This is a genomic window from Caulobacter sp. GW821-FHT05F04 (genome assembly GCF_059419665.1).
On sequence record NZ_JBWKSF010000010.1, the window covers coordinates 120,705 to 135,760 of the forward strand.

13 protein-coding genes and 2 pseudogenes are annotated in these 15,056 nt (G+C 67.3%); 3 read left to right on the forward strand and 12 right to left on the reverse strand.

Translation table 11 applies throughout. The annotated features are described in order from the left end of the window. Positions 1–5: 5 nt before the first annotated feature. Positions 6–68: pseudogene (locus tag AC07R7_RS22820) on the forward strand (hypothetical protein); the annotation flags it as partial. 66 nt (positions 69–134) lie between these two features. On the opposite strand, the gene AC07R7_RS22825 reads toward AC07R7_RS22820, so the two are convergent. From AC07R7_RS22825 to AC07R7_RS22835, 3 genes are all read right to left on the reverse strand, one after another. Then, entirely contained in the window at positions 135–1,307 is a 1,173-nt protein-coding gene (locus AC07R7_RS22825) for a phosphoserine transaminase (protein WP_494636689.1), read from the reverse strand. Between the two features lie 135 nt (positions 1,308–1,442). Then, positions 1,443–1,883, reverse strand: coding sequence for a hypothetical protein (locus AC07R7_RS22830; RefSeq protein ID WP_494636690.1), 441 nt, complete (start codon positions 1,881–1,883; stop codon positions 1,443–1,445). Positions 1,884–1,953: 70 nt separating this feature from the next. Further along, positions 1,954–2,283: a hypothetical protein gene (locus tag AC07R7_RS22835; RefSeq protein WP_492886832.1), complete on the reverse strand. Its 330-nt coding sequence runs from the start codon at positions 2,281–2,283 to the stop codon at positions 1,954–1,956. A 166-nt stretch (positions 2,284–2,449) separates the two neighbouring features. On the opposite strand from AC07R7_RS22835, the pseudogene AC07R7_RS22840 reads away from it, so the two are divergent. Together AC07R7_RS22840 and AC07R7_RS22845 are read left to right on the forward strand one after the other, a co-directional pair. Next, positions 2,450–4,355, forward strand: a pseudogene (locus AC07R7_RS22840) (ATP-binding protein). Between the two features lie 132 nt (positions 4,356–4,487). Further along, positions 4,488–4,850: a hypothetical protein gene (locus AC07R7_RS22845; RefSeq protein WP_494636691.1), complete on the forward strand. Its 363-nt coding sequence runs from the start codon at positions 4,488–4,490 to the stop codon at positions 4,848–4,850. A gap of 9 nt (positions 4,851–4,859) precedes the next feature. Here AC07R7_RS22845 and AC07R7_RS22850 read toward each other — a convergent pair whose 3' ends face one another. From AC07R7_RS22850 to AC07R7_RS22890, 9 genes are all read right to left on the reverse strand, one after another. Continuing rightward, positions 4,860–5,681 (reverse strand): PhzF family phenazine biosynthesis protein, encoded by an 822-nt coding sequence (locus tag AC07R7_RS22850; RefSeq protein WP_494636692.1) that lies wholly within the window; start codon positions 5,679–5,681, stop codon positions 4,860–4,862. A 188-nt stretch (positions 5,682–5,869) separates the two neighbouring features. Next, positions 5,870–6,454 (reverse strand): nucleotidyltransferase family protein, encoded by a 585-nt coding sequence (locus AC07R7_RS22855; RefSeq protein ID WP_494636693.1) that lies wholly within the window; start codon positions 6,452–6,454, stop codon positions 5,870–5,872. Then, complete coding sequence (gene thiD, locus AC07R7_RS22860; RefSeq protein WP_494636694.1) at positions 6,451–7,266, reverse strand: bifunctional hydroxymethylpyrimidine kinase/phosphomethylpyrimidine kinase; 816 nt, start codon at positions 7,264–7,266, stop codon at positions 6,451–6,453. The genes AC07R7_RS22855 and thiD overlap by 4 nt, the downstream gene beginning before the upstream one ends. A 67-nt stretch (positions 7,267–7,333) precedes the next feature. Continuing rightward, positions 7,334–8,146 (reverse strand): dihydropteroate synthase, encoded by an 813-nt coding sequence (gene folP / locus AC07R7_RS22865; protein ID WP_494636695.1) that lies wholly within the window; start codon positions 8,144–8,146, stop codon positions 7,334–7,336. A 79-nt stretch (positions 8,147–8,225) separates the two neighbouring features. Then, positions 8,226–10,109 carry an ATP-dependent zinc metalloprotease FtsH gene (gene ftsH / locus AC07R7_RS22870; RefSeq protein WP_494636696.1) on the reverse strand — a complete coding sequence of 628 codons (1,884 nt, stop codon included), beginning with the start codon at positions 10,107–10,109 and terminating at the stop codon, positions 8,226–8,228. A gap of 78 nt (positions 10,110–10,187) precedes the next feature. Continuing rightward, positions 10,188–11,405, reverse strand: a complete 1,218-nt coding sequence (gene tilS / locus AC07R7_RS22875) for a tRNA lysidine(34) synthetase TilS (RefSeq protein WP_494636697.1) — start codon at positions 11,403–11,405, stop codon at positions 10,188–10,190. After that, the gene (locus AC07R7_RS22880) at positions 11,396–13,075 is read right to left on the reverse strand and encodes a recombinase family protein (RefSeq protein WP_494636698.1); all 1,680 of its coding nucleotides are present in this window, start codon (positions 13,073–13,075) and stop codon (positions 11,396–11,398) included. Before AC07R7_RS22880 ends, tilS begins: the two co-directional genes overlap by 10 nt. 19 nt (positions 13,076–13,094) lie before the next feature. Continuing rightward, on the reverse strand, positions 13,095–13,280 hold the full coding sequence (locus tag AC07R7_RS22885; RefSeq protein WP_494636699.1) for a hypothetical protein: 186 nt from the start codon (positions 13,278–13,280) through the stop codon (positions 13,095–13,097). Positions 13,281–13,528: 248 nt separating this feature from the next. Further along, complete coding sequence (locus tag AC07R7_RS22890) at positions 13,529–13,900, reverse strand: hypothetical protein (RefSeq protein ID WP_494636700.1); 372 nt, start codon at positions 13,898–13,900, stop codon at positions 13,529–13,531. Between the last annotated feature and the right edge of the window lie 1,156 nt (positions 13,901–15,056).

Sequence of the window (15,056 nt, forward strand, 5' to 3'; positions counted from 1 at the left end):
GGAGAATGTTTGCGAAAGCCCCCCTCCACCGCCGTTCGGCGGTCCCCCTCCCCCATAGGGGGAGGAAGGATCCTATTCCGCCCCCTTCCGGGGGCGGACGGCCGCGCAGCGGCCAGGTGGGGGCAAGCGTTGTCTTAAGCGGCGGCCAGTTCGGCCGAGACGGTGGCGAAGGCCCAGTCGAGCCACGGCGTCAGGGCCTCGAGGTCCGAGGCTTCCACCGTGGCGCCGCACCAGATGCGCAGCCCGGCCGGAGCGTCGCGATAGCCGCCGATGTCGAGGGCCGCGCCCTCCTTCTCGAGCAGGCTGGCCAGCTTCTTGGCGAAGTCGGCCTGGGCGTCTTCCGGCAGGGCGCTGATTTTGGCGTCCACGACCTTGAGACACACCGACGTATTCGACCGAATCTCCGGCGTGGCGGCCAGGAAGTCGACCCAGTCGGTCTTGGCGACCCACTCGGCCAGCACGGCCAGGTTCTGGTCGGCGCGGCCCTGCATGGCTTCCAGACCGCCGATCGAGGCGGCCCACTTCAGGGCGTCCAGGGCGTCTTCCACGCAGAGCATCGACGGCGTGTTGATCGTCGCGCCCTCGAAGATGTCGGCCGCGATCTTGCCGTTCTTGGTCATGCGGAACAGCTTCGGCATCGGCCAGGCCGGCGTGTAGCTTTCCAGGCGGGCCACGGCGCGCGGCGACAGGATCAGGATCCCGTGCGCGCCCTCGCCGCCCAGCGCCTTCTGCCAGGAGAAGGTCACGACATCGAGCTTGGCCCAGTCCAGCTCCTGGGCGAACGCCGCCGAGGTGGCGTCGCAGATCACGATCCCCTCGCGGTCGGCCGAGATGAAATCGGCGTTGGGCACGCGCACGCCCGAGGTCGTGCCGTTCCAGGTGAAGACCAGGTCCTTGGCCGGATCGACCTTGGTGGTGTCGGGCAGCTGGCCGTACGGGGCGCTCAGCACCTCGACGTCGGGCAGCTTGAGTTGCTTGGTGACGTCCGTGACCCAGTCCTTGCCGAAGGACTCGAAGGCCATCAGTTGCACGGGACGGGCACCGAGCATCGACCACATGGCCATCTCGACCGCGCCGGTGTCCGAACCGGCGACGATGCCGATCAGGAAGTCGGCCGGAACCTCCAGCACGTCGCGCGTCTGGTCGATGGCGGCCTTCAGGCGCGCCTTGCCCAGCTTCGAGCGGTGCGAACGGCCCAGGACCGCGTTTCTGAGATTTTCGGGGGTCCAGCCGGGGCGCTTGGCGCAGGGGCCGGAAGAGAACTCGGGGCGAGCCGGGCGGATCGCCGGCTTGGCGAGGGTCGTCATATCGATGTCTCCCATCCTTACAGATGGACTGCATCCCGTTGGGGGGATGTGGCCCGCCGGCGAAGAACCGCGTTTCGGGCGAGATTGCAAGGACGATTTTTGCGAGGCGCGCGACATTTCGTCCGGCCATGGCAATTATTTTGCGGCGACGCTCGAGGCCTTGCACCAACGCCAGGCCAGGATCGAACCGGCCAGAAGGCAGAACAGCACGCCCAGGCTGACCAGGTTGTTCACCAGGGCGTAGAGGCTGTCATAACGCCGCGCGGCGACCAGGTAATAGGCGTGAAGACTGAACTGCACACCTTGCAGCAGCACCGCCACGCCCAGCCAGCGAGTCGCGTGGCGCAGAGCCAGCAGCAGCAGGCCTAGCGCCAGAATCCCATCCAAAAGCAGGTAGACGGCCCGCGTCACTTCCTTGTCGAGCAGGTAGCCCGCCAGGGCGAAGCCGACGGTGATCGCCAGCACCAGCGTCGCGCCACTGCGCTCCGGTCGACCGCCCCATCGCCACGAGGCGAAGCACGTGACCGCAAGAAGCAGCCAGCCGAACAGGACTAATGGTTGCAGGTGCGCAAGCATGTTTTGGGTCTCTAACGTGAATTAGAGACCCAAAGGTATTAAACTATTGCAATGTGCTTTTTGGCGAGACTTAGACAGCCTCGCGAAGACCGATCTGCTGGGGGAGTTGATCCTCCTTGATGAAGCCGCCCATCCGCGTGCGGATGCCGACGCGCAGGCGCGTCTCGTCCAGCTGGCTGTGCGCTTCGACGATCGCCGTGCGCGCGATCGCCAGAGCCTGGACGGCTTCCGCGAACTTGGCGCTGGCGCCGTTCCCGACCGTCGCCGACAGGCCCAGGTCCTTACGGGCCTGCATCAGTTCGGCCATCATTTCCATGACTTCCACCGTGGCCGCGTCCACCGCGGCTTCGGTCGCATACAGCTTGGTAGCCACACGCTGCGCTACAAAAACCTTTTCCACACCCGCCTCCTTAACGAAACACTAAGAAGAAAGGTAAATAGAATGTTAAAGCAAAAGCAATCATGAAAATGCGCCTTAGCGTTGTTTTGTCGCGCTACTAACCCCCGCCCTCGCTCGCCTTGGAAGCGAACCGTTAGGAACCTTGCGGCACACTGTCGCAACATTGATGAATACCTGGACGTGGGATGAGCAGCATCCGCAATCATAGCGGGTATACACACGCACCGCTGCAGGCGCGCATCGCTGGCGTGGCGTTGGCCACGACCGTGCTGGCGCTGGTGGCGGCATGCCTGTGCTTCATGCTGCAGCAATGGAGCGTCGCGCGGCAGGAAGCGCGCGCCAATCACGAGATTCTGGCCGAGATGGCCGCCGCCGGCGCCGCCGCGCCGCTGGCCGATCACAACATGGTCGGCGTCTATCGCGCCCTGGAAGCCGTCGCCAAGGCCCCCAGCGTGGCGGGCGTGCGCATCACCGACACCAAGGGGCGCGTCGTCGCCCAACTGGGCGCGGCCAATCCGGCCGACACCGACACCTTGACCCGCCCCATCAAGCTCGCCTCGCAGGATGTCGGCACGCTGGTGCTGCTGGCCGAGCATCCGGGCCTGGGCCAGATCCTGGCCCGCGACCTGGCCCTGACCGGCGCCCTGTTCTTCGGCGCGGCCGGCCTGGCGATTCTCCTGGCCAACAGCCTGGCGCGCCGCCTGGCGCGGCCGATGGAGCGCCTGTCGGAAGCCATGCACGAGACCGCCGTCGGGGGCCGCTTCAAGGCCGTCGAGCAGACCTCCGACGACGACGTCTTCCAGAGCCTGACCGACAGCTTCAACCACCTGGTCTGTCGCCTCGAGGCCAACGACCACGACCTGCGCGGCGCCATGGCCGAGCTGGTCAGGGCGCGCGACGACGCCAACGCCGCCAACGTCCTGAAGTCACACTTCCTGGCCAATATGAGCCACGAGATCCGCACGCCGCTGAACGGCGTCCTGGCCATGGCCGAGCTGATGGCCATGGACAAGATGAGCGACACCCAGCGCGAGCGCCTGAAGGTGATCCGCGAATCAGGCGCGGTGCTGCTGGGCGTGCTGAACGACGTGCTGGACCTTTCCAAGATCGAGGCGGGGCGTCTGGAGATCACCGACCGCCCGTTCGACATCGCCCAGTTGGCCCAGTCGATCCGCGAGACCTACGCGCCCCAGGCTCGCGACAAGGGCCTGGCCTTCGAGGTCGCCGTCGCGCCCGAGGCGCAGGGCCTGTGGCGCGGCGACGCCGACCGCCTGCGCCAGATCCTGGGCAACCTGATCGCCAACGCCCTGAAGTTCACCCTGGAAGGCGCGGTGGCCGTCAGGTTCGCCTCGGCCGAGGACGGCTCGGGCCTGCGCATCGACGTGGCCGACACCGGCATCGGCATCTCGCCCGAGATCCTGCCGCGCCTGTTCGACAAGTTCGTCCAGGCCGACAGCTCGACCACGCGCCGTTTCGGCGGATCGGGCCTGGGCCTGGCCATCTGCCGCGAGCTGGCGGTGCTGATGGACGGCTCGATCAAGGTCCAGAGCCGCGAGGGTCGCGGTTCGACCTTCACCGTCCTGGTCGCCCTGCCCCGCGAGGAGGCGATCACCGACGTCCACTATATCGACGACGACCACGTCCCCGCGCCGCAAGCCGCGCCGGCCGAGACCGCCCGCCTGCGCGTGCTGGCCGCCGACGACAATCCGACCAACCAGAAGGTCGTCGCCGCCGTCCTGGCTCCGCTCAACGCCGAGGTGACCACGGTCGCCGACGGCCGGGCCTGCATCGAGGCTTGGCGGGCCGGGACGTTCGACATCGTGCTGATGGACATCCACATGCCCGTCATGGACGGCGTCGAGGCCGCCCGGGTCATCCGCGCCCTGGAAGCCGAACAGGGCCGCGCGCGCACCCCGATCATCGCCGTCACCGCCAACGCCCTGGCCCACCAGGTCGAGGACTATCTGGCCGCCGGCATGGACGGCCACGTGGCCAAGCCGATCGAGGTCACCAAGCTCTATGACGCGATCGAAGCGGCCATGACCGCCGCCCGCCCGGCCCAGGCGGCGTAAGCCAAACCCTCGACACCAGATGAACAGAACATAACGGGCGGCTCAGAACCGCTTCAGGCTGCGCGTGTTTCTCTTAGCTCAACGTCGCTTCCCCCGGAGTGACGGGACAAGTTTCAGAGAGGAACCGAACCAATGAAAAAGATCCTGATCTCGATCGCCGCGGTCTCGGCCCTGTCGGCCGCCGCCATTCCCGCCATCGCCTCGGCCCAGTCGGTCAACGACCGCCAGGCCATGCTCGACCGCCGCATCGACATCGGCGTGCGCAACGGCTCGCTGACCCGCGGCGAGGCCTATCGCCTGCGCGCCGAACTGCGCGAGACCGAGCGCCTCGAGCACCGGTATCGTCGTGGCGGCCTGAGCGGCTGGGAGCGCGCCGACCTGGATCGCCGCTTCGACCGCATCAGCGCCCAGATCCGCTACGAGCGCCACGACCGCGACTACGGCTACGGCTACGGCTACGGCGATCGTGACCATCGCGGCCCGGGCCGCTGGTAACAGCCTGACCTAAGCCGGCTCCACCCGGAGTCGGCTCTCCAAGACCGTGAAGCCGCGGCCGCGCAACAGAACGCGCGCGCCGCGGCTTTCGCATTCCAGGTCCCCGCCCCGCCCCGGATAGGCCTGGTGGAATTTCAGCGGGCTCTTCCCCAGCTTTTCCTCGTACAGCGGCGTCAGGATGCAGTGGGCCGAGCCGGTGGTCGGATCCTCGGGGATACCGGCGGCCGGCGCGAAGAAGCGGCTGACCACGGCGTAGGACTGGCCAGAATCGGCCGACGCCACGACCACGGCCTGGCCGGGGCCGCCGGTCGCCTCGCCCTGGATTTTCTTGATCAGGCCAAGGTCGGGCTTCAGGCCGCGCACCGTCGCCTCGCTATCCATCACCGCGATCAGATAGGCCCCGGCCCAGACCTCGACAGGTTGCGCGCCCAACGCCTCGGCCAGCCCCTCCGGGATCTCCGTCCGGCGCGGCGGATCGGCGGGAAAGTCCATCTCCAGCCCTTCATCTGCCCGCTTCACCGTCAGCGGCCCGGACAGGGTGTCAAAGGTCAGGAGCGGAACGTCGACGCCCAGTTCCTCGAACAGGGCGTGCGCCGCCGCCAGGGTGGCGTGACCACACAGCGGGGCCTCCAGGGCCGGCGTGAACCAGCGCAGGCCATAGCGGGCCGGATCGGCGGTCTTCAGCAGATAGGCCGTCTCGGCCTGGTTGTTCTCGGCCGCCAGGGCCTGCATCCAGGCGGCGGAGGGCCAGGCGTCCAGTGGCTCGACCACGCAGGCAGGGTTGCCCTTGAATGGTCCGCTGGCGAAGGCGTCGATGGTCCACTGGCGCATAGCGATCTCCCAAGCTGGACATCGCTGTTATGCGCGCGGAACGCGGTCGGCAAAGGCTTTATTGTCCCGGTGACAATCGCCGCGGAGCTGAAAACCTCGTCCTTCGACAAGCTCAGGATGAGGTTTTCAACTGCACGGCCTCAACATTCGTCCTCATCCTGAGCCTGTCGAAGGACGAGAACGACTTCTCAGCCCTCGACGGTGATCTCGGGCCAGCGCGCCTTGGCCGAGCCGGTGGTGCGCTCCCAGCCGCCCGCGCCCTTCACCCGGAGCGGATTGGGCCGCAGACGCATGGCGAAGAGATCCTCCAGGCCGAACGGCGCCCAGACGCTCAGGGAGTCATCATCCTCGAGCCGCACCCCGACGCAGAAGGCGGTGGCCACGAAGCGCTTCAGAGCCGCGGCGCTGTCCTCCAGCGGCGGGTAGGGCTCGTCGGCGCCGAACTTCTTCTCGAACCACAGGTGGACGCGGGCCTGGTTCCGCACCTCCACGAGGTCACGCAGCGGCGGCTCGAAGGCGGCGGCGACGCGCTGGATGACCACGTCCTCGGCCTCGTAGCTGGTGTCGCTGTCGTCGTGATAGGCGACGTCGTAGTCCTTGATGCCGTAGGCGGGATCGCGGCCGGTCAGGGCGTTCCAGACCGGCTGATAGATCGCGCCGGAGAAGATCATCCAGTCGGGCAGATCGAGCTCCCGGACGGTGCGTAGCACCTCCCAGGTGGTGGGCGTGGCGCGGACGATCTCGCGCAGGCGGTTTTCGAGAGGGGGGCTCATCGGCGCAGCGTCCAGCCGTGGTCCAGCGGGCCGTGGCCGGCGCCGAAGCCCGGCGCGCGCAGCATGGCCTCGTGGACATAGTTCCAGGCCCGGGCGACCGCCTCGTTCAGCGACAGCCCTTGCGCCAGGCCCGTGGCGCAGGCGCTGGCCAAGGTGCAGCCCGTGCCGTGGGTGTGACGGGTCTCGATCCGCTCGCCCTCGAAGGTGGTTTCGCCGTCGGCCGTCATCAGCACATCGACGACACGCTCGCCGTCGATATGACCGCCTTTCATCAGCACCGCCTTGGCGCCCATCGCCAGCAGGCCCTCGCCGGCCCGGCGCAGGTCGTCGGTGGTCTCGACCGTCAGGCCCGTCAGGGCGGCGGCCTCGGGAGCGTTGGGGGTCAGCAGGGCCGAGCGCGGGATCATCAAGGTCTTGACCGCGCCGATCGCGGCCTCGGCCAGCAAGGCGGCGCCGCCCTTGGCGATCATCACCGGGTCGACGATGACCGGGATCTGGCCCGCGTGATCGATCGCGGCGGCCACGGTCTCGACCACGCCGACGTCGCCCAGCATGCCGGTCTTGATCGCGTCGGCGCCGATGTCGTCCAGCACCGCCCGGGCCTGGGCGGCGATCACGTCCAGCGGAATCGGATGGACGCCGGTGACGCCCAGGGTGTTCTGCACCGTCACGGCGGTGATCGCGGTGGCCGCGTAGCCCCCCAGGGCGGTGATGGTCTTGATGTCGGCCTGGATCCCCGCGCCGCCGCCGGAATCCGATCCGGCGATGACGAGGACCCGGCCTAGGGGCGCTGCGAGGGGAACTTGAGACATGGAGGGTGTTTAGGCGGGAATCGGATCACCGGAAACTCCCTTCCCCGTTGATGGAGAAGGGATAGGCCTAAGCCCCCGCGATCGCCGCCTGGACGTCCAGGGCCTGGACCGTCTCGCGCACGTCGTGGACCCGCACCGCCGCCACGCCGGCCGCGGCGCCGGCCAGGTGCGCGGCCAGCGAGCCGCCCAGGCGATCCGTGGCCTCGCCCGCCGACGGGTCGAGCCCGGCGATGAAACGCTTGCGGCTGGCCCCCAGCAGGATCGGATACCCCAGGGCCACGAAGCGCGGCAGGGCCTTCAGTAAAGCAAGGTTGTGAGCCACCGTCTTGCCGAAGCCGATGCCCGGATCCAGCCAGATCTTCTCCTTGGCCACGCCGGCGGCCATGGCCGTGAAGGCCCGCGCCAGCAGGAAGGCCTCGACCTCGGCGACCACGTCGCCATAGCGCGGGTCGTCCTGCATGGTCCCCGGCTGACCCAGCATGTGCATGAGGATCACCTCGCAGCCCAGCTCGGCGGCGACCTCGGGCGCCTCGGGCGAGAAACGCAGAGCGGCCACGTCGTTCCAGATGTTCGCCCCGGCCCTGATCGCCGCGCGCGCGACGCCGGGCTTCATCGTGTCGATCGAGATCGGGATATCGCTGGCCCGGCGGATCGCCTCGATGATCGGGACCACGCGCAGGATCTCGTCGAACTCCGAGACCGGGGCCGCGCCCGGCCGGGTGCTCTCGCCGCCAATGTCGAGGATGTCGGCGCCCTGAGCGATCAGCCGACGCGCGTGTTCGATCCCGTCGGCGGCGCCGAGATACTTGCCGCCGTCGGAGAAGCTGTCGGGCGTGACGTTGACGATCCCCATCACACGGGGGCGCTGGGCGTGGATCATGGCGCGGTTCTAGACCTCGCGCGGCCAAGAAAAAAGCCGGCCCTTTCGAGCCGGCTTTGATCGTCTGAGTTCGGTCCGCCTAGGCTGTGACGCTGGCGCCCGCGCCCGGGGACAGCGGCACCAGGGACGGCGCGGAGACCGTCTCCTTGTTGCTCTCGTCCTCGTCGCGCTTGGGGGTCTCGCCCTTCATGACGCCGATGATCTCGTCGCCGCTCAGGGTTTCGAACTCCAGCAGGGCCTTGGCCACGACGTGCAGGTTGTCGAGCTCTTCGGTCAGGATCTTGCGGGCGTCGTCTTCGCCGCTCTTCACCAGGCGGCGGACTTCCTTGTCGATCTTGACCATCGTCTCGGGCGAGACGTTCTGGGTGCGGGCGACCGAATGGCCCAGGAACACCTCGTCCTGGTTGTCGCCATAGGCCACCGTGCCCAGCTCGTCCGAGAAGCCCCAGCGAGTGACCATGTTGCGGGCCAGGCTGGTGGCGGCGCTGATGTCGCTGGACGCGCCCGAGGTGATCTTCTCCTTGCCGAAGATCAGTTCCTCGGCGACCCGGCCAGCCATCATGATCGCCAGGCGCGAGGTCATCATGTCGTAGCTCATCGAGTAGCGGTCGCCCTCGGGCAGCTGCATGACCATGCCCAGGGCCCGGCCGCGCGGCACGATCGTGGCCTTGTGGACCGGATCGGCGACGGGAACGCGCAGGGCCACCAGGGCGTGGCCGCCCTCGTGGTAGGCGGTCAGCTTCTTCTCGGCGTCGCTCATGGCCATCGAGCGGCGCTCGGCGCCCATCATGACCTTGTCCTTGGCGGCTTCGAAGTCGTGCATGGTGACCATGCGGCGGTTCTTGCGGGCGGCCAGCAGGGCGCCTTCGTTGACCAGATTGGCCAGATCGGCGCCCGAGAAGCCCGGGGTGCCGCGCGCCAGGGTCTTGACGTCGACGTCGGCGGCCAGCGGCACGTTCTTCATGTGCACGCGGATGATCTTCTCGCGGCCGGCGACGTCCGGGTTCGGCACCACGACCTGACGGTCGAAGCGGCCCGGACGCAGCAGCGCGGGGTCCAGCACGTCGGGACGGTTGGTGGCGGCGATCAGAATGATGCCTTCATTGGCCTCGAAGCCGTCCATCTCGACCAGCAGCTGGTTGAGGGTCTGCTCGCGCTCGTCGTTGCCGCCGCCCAGGCCGGCGCCGCGGTGGCGACCGACGGCGTCGATTTCGTCGATGAAGATGATGCAGGGCGCGTTCTTCTTGGCCTGCTCGAACATGTCGCGCACGCGGCTGGCGCCGACGCCGACGAACATCTCGACGAAGTCCGAACCGGAAATGGTGAAGAACGGCACGCCCGCCTCACCCGCGACCGCGCGGGCGATCAGGGTCTTACCCGTACCGGGAGGGCCGACCAGCAGGGCGCCCTTGGGGATCTTGCCGCCCAGGCGCTGGAACTTGGCCGGATCCTTCAGGAAGTCGACGACCTCCTGCAGTTCTTCCTTGGCCTCGTCGACGCCGGCGACGTCCTCGAAGGTGATGCGGTTCTTGTTCTCGGTCAGCAGCCGGGCCTTGGACTTGCCGAAGCCCATGGCGCCCTTCGCCCCGCCTTGCATCTGACGCATGAAGAACAGCCAGACGCCCACGACCAGCAGGATCGGCAGCAGCTGGACCACGATGGCCAGGAAGCTGATCGAGCCGCTCTTGAACTTCACGTCGGCGTTCTTGGCCACCATGCGGTTGACCAGTTCGTCGGAGTTCAGCGGCGCGTTGACCGTCAGCACCTTGCCGTCGGCGCCCTTGGCCATGACGGTCTGCCCCGCGATCTCGGCGGACTTGATCTTGCCCGCGTCGACATCCTTGAGGAGCTGCGAATAGCTTATCTCGCCGCCGCCCTTGGTGCGGGCGTTCTGACTGACGACGAACACGCCCGCCAGCACCGCGACGATCACCAGCCAGATGGCCAGGTTCCGGAAATTCATACGCCTCGTCTTCCCAACGAATAGGTTCTTGACCTCCCAAGATAGGAGGTCATGCGCGCTTGCGCCATGGACGTGACATCAGGTCACGGATTCTTGGTCGATCAGACCGATCGCGGCCTTGAAACGATCCAGAACGAGCGGACGCGCGCGCGCCCTTCCTTCGGCTGCAAGGTCCGGGCCGTCAAGCGCGGGGCAATACGGGACCGCGCCGGGACGCATGATCAACGGCAGGCCGGGACGGGCCGGCGCCGGGAGGGCGGAGAGCGCGGCGCGCTGGCTGGGCGAAAGACGGGAGGCCTCGCCCTTCAAGGCGCTGACGGTCAGCGGCTCGGCGCCGGCGGCAATTTCCCAGCGACCGTCCCAGACGCGGGTCTGGCCCGGAGCAAGGTCCAGCGGGCCAAGGCCGCCGCGCGCGATTTCGCCGGCGTCGCGGCAGACCATCACCTCCGCATCAGCCTCGATCCGCGCGCCGGAGAGGGTAGCGGTGAAGATTTCACCGGAGCGCAGACGTTGCGCCAGCCGCGCCAGCCGTTCGCCCCGGGGCGGTCGCTCCGTCCCGGCGGCGCACAGCAGGGCGGCGGCCAGATGGGCGGCGGCGACATCGCGCGGCAGGCGGATGGTTCCGGCGCGATCGACTTCGAAGGCCGGTGGGCGGCGCGAAACGGCCTCGTCCGCCGCGACCTCGTCGACGCCCGACGCCCTGGCCCGCGCCCGAGCGTAGCGCAGATCCTCGTTGGCGGGATCGTCCAGCCAGGTCTCGCCCTCGGCGGCCAAGGCCCGCCGGATCTCGTCGCGGGTCAGGCCCAGCAGCGGCCGCAGCAGGAAGACGCCCCGCCCCTCAGGCCAGACCGGCGACGGCGCCCATTCGCGGGGGTCGGAAACCGTCGAACCCTCGGCCCGCATGGCCGCGCCCTCGGCCAGATCGCTGGCGGTGTGGCCCAGCAGCAGGACCTTGGCCCCGGCCTCTCGGGCGGCGGCGGCCAGCAGAGCGTGACGCGCGCTACGGGCGGCGGCGGGGACACCGGTGGAAGGCTTGTCGCCAGTCCACGCCAGCGCTTTCGCCGCCGCGCCCAGCGCCCGCGCCTTGGCGACGGCCTCGGCGGTCCAGCGCGCGCTGTCGGGCTGAAGCTGGTGATCGACCACCAGGGCCAGAACGGGCCGTTGGCCCGCCCAGTCCACGACCGCCTTCAGCAGGAAGAGAGAATCGCCGCCGCCGGAGAAGCCGACGGCCAGCGGCGCGGTGGCGTTGCGGTCCAGGCGACGATCGAGGATGGCGTGGATGCTCATCAATCCCACAATCCCAATTCTCCCGTCATTCCCGCCCGAGAGTCCGCCGTCACGGCTAACGGCCCGCCGAGAAAGCGGCCAAGGGCGGTGAACCGATGGCCTCCCTCGTCCTGCGACCACTGGAGGACGGTCTCGAATTCGCTGCGCAATTCGGCGAAAATCTCGCCACGATTGGGACCGGGCGTAAGGATGATCTCTTTGATCAGCGCCCGCAACGCCTGGGCGGCTTCGTTGCGCTCTTCGGGCTGGCTGAGGGCTTCACTCAACCGCTCGACCTTGCGCCTGTAAAGCTCAGCCATGTTCGGGTGCAGGTCAGGCACGTCGATCGTCGGTTCGGCGAGCTTGGCCTCCAGCGCTTCGACCTCGGCCTCCAGCCCCTTCAACCGCTCCATGAGCGGCCGGGTATAGCCGCCGTCCTCGATGGCGCTGACGATGCCATCGATGGCTTTGCGGGCCTTCTCCAGCCGCAACACGTCGCCGCCGCGCGTGGCGCGGCGCTGGTGGTTCAGCCGGTTGGTTTCCTCGATGTAGGACCGCATCGCCTGGGCGATGGCTTCGCCGGTCACGAGGCTTTCCTTGAGGCCCTTGAGAACCCGCTCCTCAAGCCGGTCACGAATGATCGTCCGACCGTTGGAGCAACCATTGCCAAGGGCGTTATTGGAACAGCCAAACCGATTGTTCGACCGCTTGGCCACCGAACCACCACAGACCCCGCAGACGATCAGCCCCGATAGGAGCGTCTTTGGTCGGTGCATGGCGGCCAGCGCCTTGCCGCGCTTGGACAGGTTCTCTTCGTAGACATGGACAAGGCTGGCCTGCTTGGCGCGTGCGGCGGCCCAAAGCTCGTCGCTGACGATCTGAAGATGCGGGGCCTTCACATGGACCCATTCGCTCTCGGGATTGAACCGCAACGCGATGCGGCCGGTGTCAGGGTTCTTGAGCCGGCGGCGCCGGTTCCAAATCATCTCGCCAACATAGAACTCGTTGTTGATGATCCCTGACCCCAAGGCCCGGTTGCCCCGGATAGAGGTGTCGCTCCACCGCCCGCCCCACGGCGAGAAGACGCCCTCCTCATTCAGCTCGATGGCGATGCGACGCGGGCTCTTGCCGGCGGCGTAGTCGCGGAAGATGCGCCGGATGACCTCCGCCTCCTCGGGGATGATCTCGCGCTCGCCGGTCGAGACGCGCCCCGCTGCGTCGATCGTCGGCACGACCCGGTAGCCGTAGGCGTTACCGCATCCGACCTTGCCCGACTCCACCCGCCCCCGGATGCCGCGATGGGTCTTGGCCGCCAGATCCTTCAAGAACAGCGCGTTCATCGTGCCCTTGAGGCCGACATGAAGCTCGGTGATCTCGCCCTCGGATAGGGTGACGATCGGCACGCCCGCGAACCGCAACCGCTTGAAAGCGGCGGCGATGTCCTCCTGATCGCGGCTGAGCCGGTCCAGCGCCTCGGCAAGCACGATGTCGAACTTTCCAGCCAGGGCGTCGCGGATCAGCGTCTTGAACCCAGGTCGGAAAATGACTGTCGAACCAGAGAGCTTGGCGTCGGAATAGTCCGCAACGACATTCCAGCCCTGCTTGTCGGCGTGCATCCGACAGATGCGGAACTGATCCTCAATCGAGTTGGGCGACTGCTTGTCGTCGGAATAGCGGGCGTAGAGCGCAACGCGGGTCATGGTCCTAACCTCCAGGCTCTCAGGCTTGATGCTCGCCGCCATCGGCGTTGGCCGCCTCCAGGCTGGCGAGGAAATGCTCGCGCGCCATCTGCCGCCCCAAGAGGCTCGCCAGGGTCATGACCACGGCGTCGAACTCGGGATGCGGGGAAGGCGCGTCATTGGCGGGGGTGATCGTCCCAACTGCGGGACGCGGGGGCTCGTCCATTCTTGGCTCCTTGGGGGCGGGAGCCAAAAGCGTTCGAGGAGTAGCGGTCTCGGTCAATGCAGGAGCCAAGAGGCGACCGTGTGTGACGATCGTACTCTGGGAAACGCCGGAAACCTCGCCGGTTACAGGCGGCACCTTTGGGATAGATTGGAGAAGACCAAGATTTTTGCTCATCACAGTCCCTAGACGACGGAAACCCGCAGCAAGGACATCGGTGACGCGCAGCAATCTGGGGTGAGCCCCCCAAATCATTGCGTGGAAACCGGCAACGAGTCTGGGGCGTATGCCGCCCCACAGCCAGGGCAATGCGCCCGAGACAGGAAGGTCCAGGCCTTCTTCACGAACGGCCAAGGCTCGTCCTCCTGCAAGCGCAGCAACCGATAAGCGATGGCGAGCATGGCCGTGGCGTCCTGCACCGTGCGGGGTGTCAGCTTGCCCAGCGGCTTAAGAGCTTCCTCGCAGACATCGCCGAGGCGTCGGCACTCGGCGTCCACAGCGTCCATCTCAGGCCCCATCGGCAAGGCGCTGATCTGGGCGTCGCTCATGTTGAAATAGTCGAACTGCTTGGCCGCCTGGACTTCAAGCTCGGACCAGCGGTTACAGAGCCGGGTGATTTCCATGTCCACCGCTACCCATGCGGCGCACTGTGCGGGGATATCGACAGCGCCTGGCGCTGGAAGTCCCCGCACAGGCCCCGCGAACGGAACGGCGGTCGCGCCAATCACAGCGCGACGTGAGATGGCAGGCAGGCGAGCGCCGTCGCCCGTCTTTCGACGCTGGCCCATAGCGTAGGTCCTGATTCAGTGGTTATCGTGACTCTATCAATCCCCAACCTCCATATCAAACAAAAAGTGCCATACGGCTCAAAATATATCACACAATGCTAACAGGCGCGCAAATCAGAGCCGGGCGGGCTCTCGTTGACTGGACCGGGGCAAGGCTCTCCGAAGCTTCTGGCGTGTCTCTGCAAACGATCCGACGGATGGAGGGAGAGGTCGGAACCGGCCGGAGTTCTCAAGCCAATATTCAGGCTGTCCGCCGGGCGTTGGAGGATGCTGGAGTCGTTTTCCTAGATGCCGATGACGCTAACGGCGTCGGCCCAGGTGTTCGCATAAAGCTGTAGAAGGCTGCGGTTAAGCCGCAGGCGCGAAGCGCCTAGCTAGGCTTAAACCGCTTGCCGAGCCCAAGCCGGGCGGCGAGCGGCCGGTCAAGGGTGCGCGGAGCGCACCGCCGTAGGCGGCGGCAGCGCCGCCCTTGAGGGGACGATCACCGACTGGCCCTAAGCGTCGTAACGGAAAATTAGCTTGGCCTTCTCAAGCGGAACGAATCGTGTACGCTTGGCGCGCGAGATTTCCGGCGATGTGCGGTTCGGGCTCCATGTGAGCGTCGAGGCGGATGGGGTCGGGGACCTTGGGGTTCACCCTGGGGTGCGGGTCGTCGGGCGTGTTGACGGTGTCAGCGTGACCGGCCCTGGATCGAGTCAAACTCCCTCGGCCCAGAAGCCCACGACCGGCGTCGCGCGATGCGCCTACCGGACGGTCGAAGAGCATTATTCTGGCGCTGGCGGGAGGCCCGGCGGTCACCTTGACAGCGCGCAAAAACTGTTACGCTGAAGAGGGGCAATAGGATGTCGGCGCGGATGAAAAAGCGGGTCTGGCGGTGGCGGGGGCGTTCGCCCTTGTGGTCGCGATGACGGGCGAGATTTCCGGCGATGTGCGGTTCGGGCTCCATGTGAGCGTCGAGGCGGATGGGGTCGGGGACCTTGGGGTTCACCCT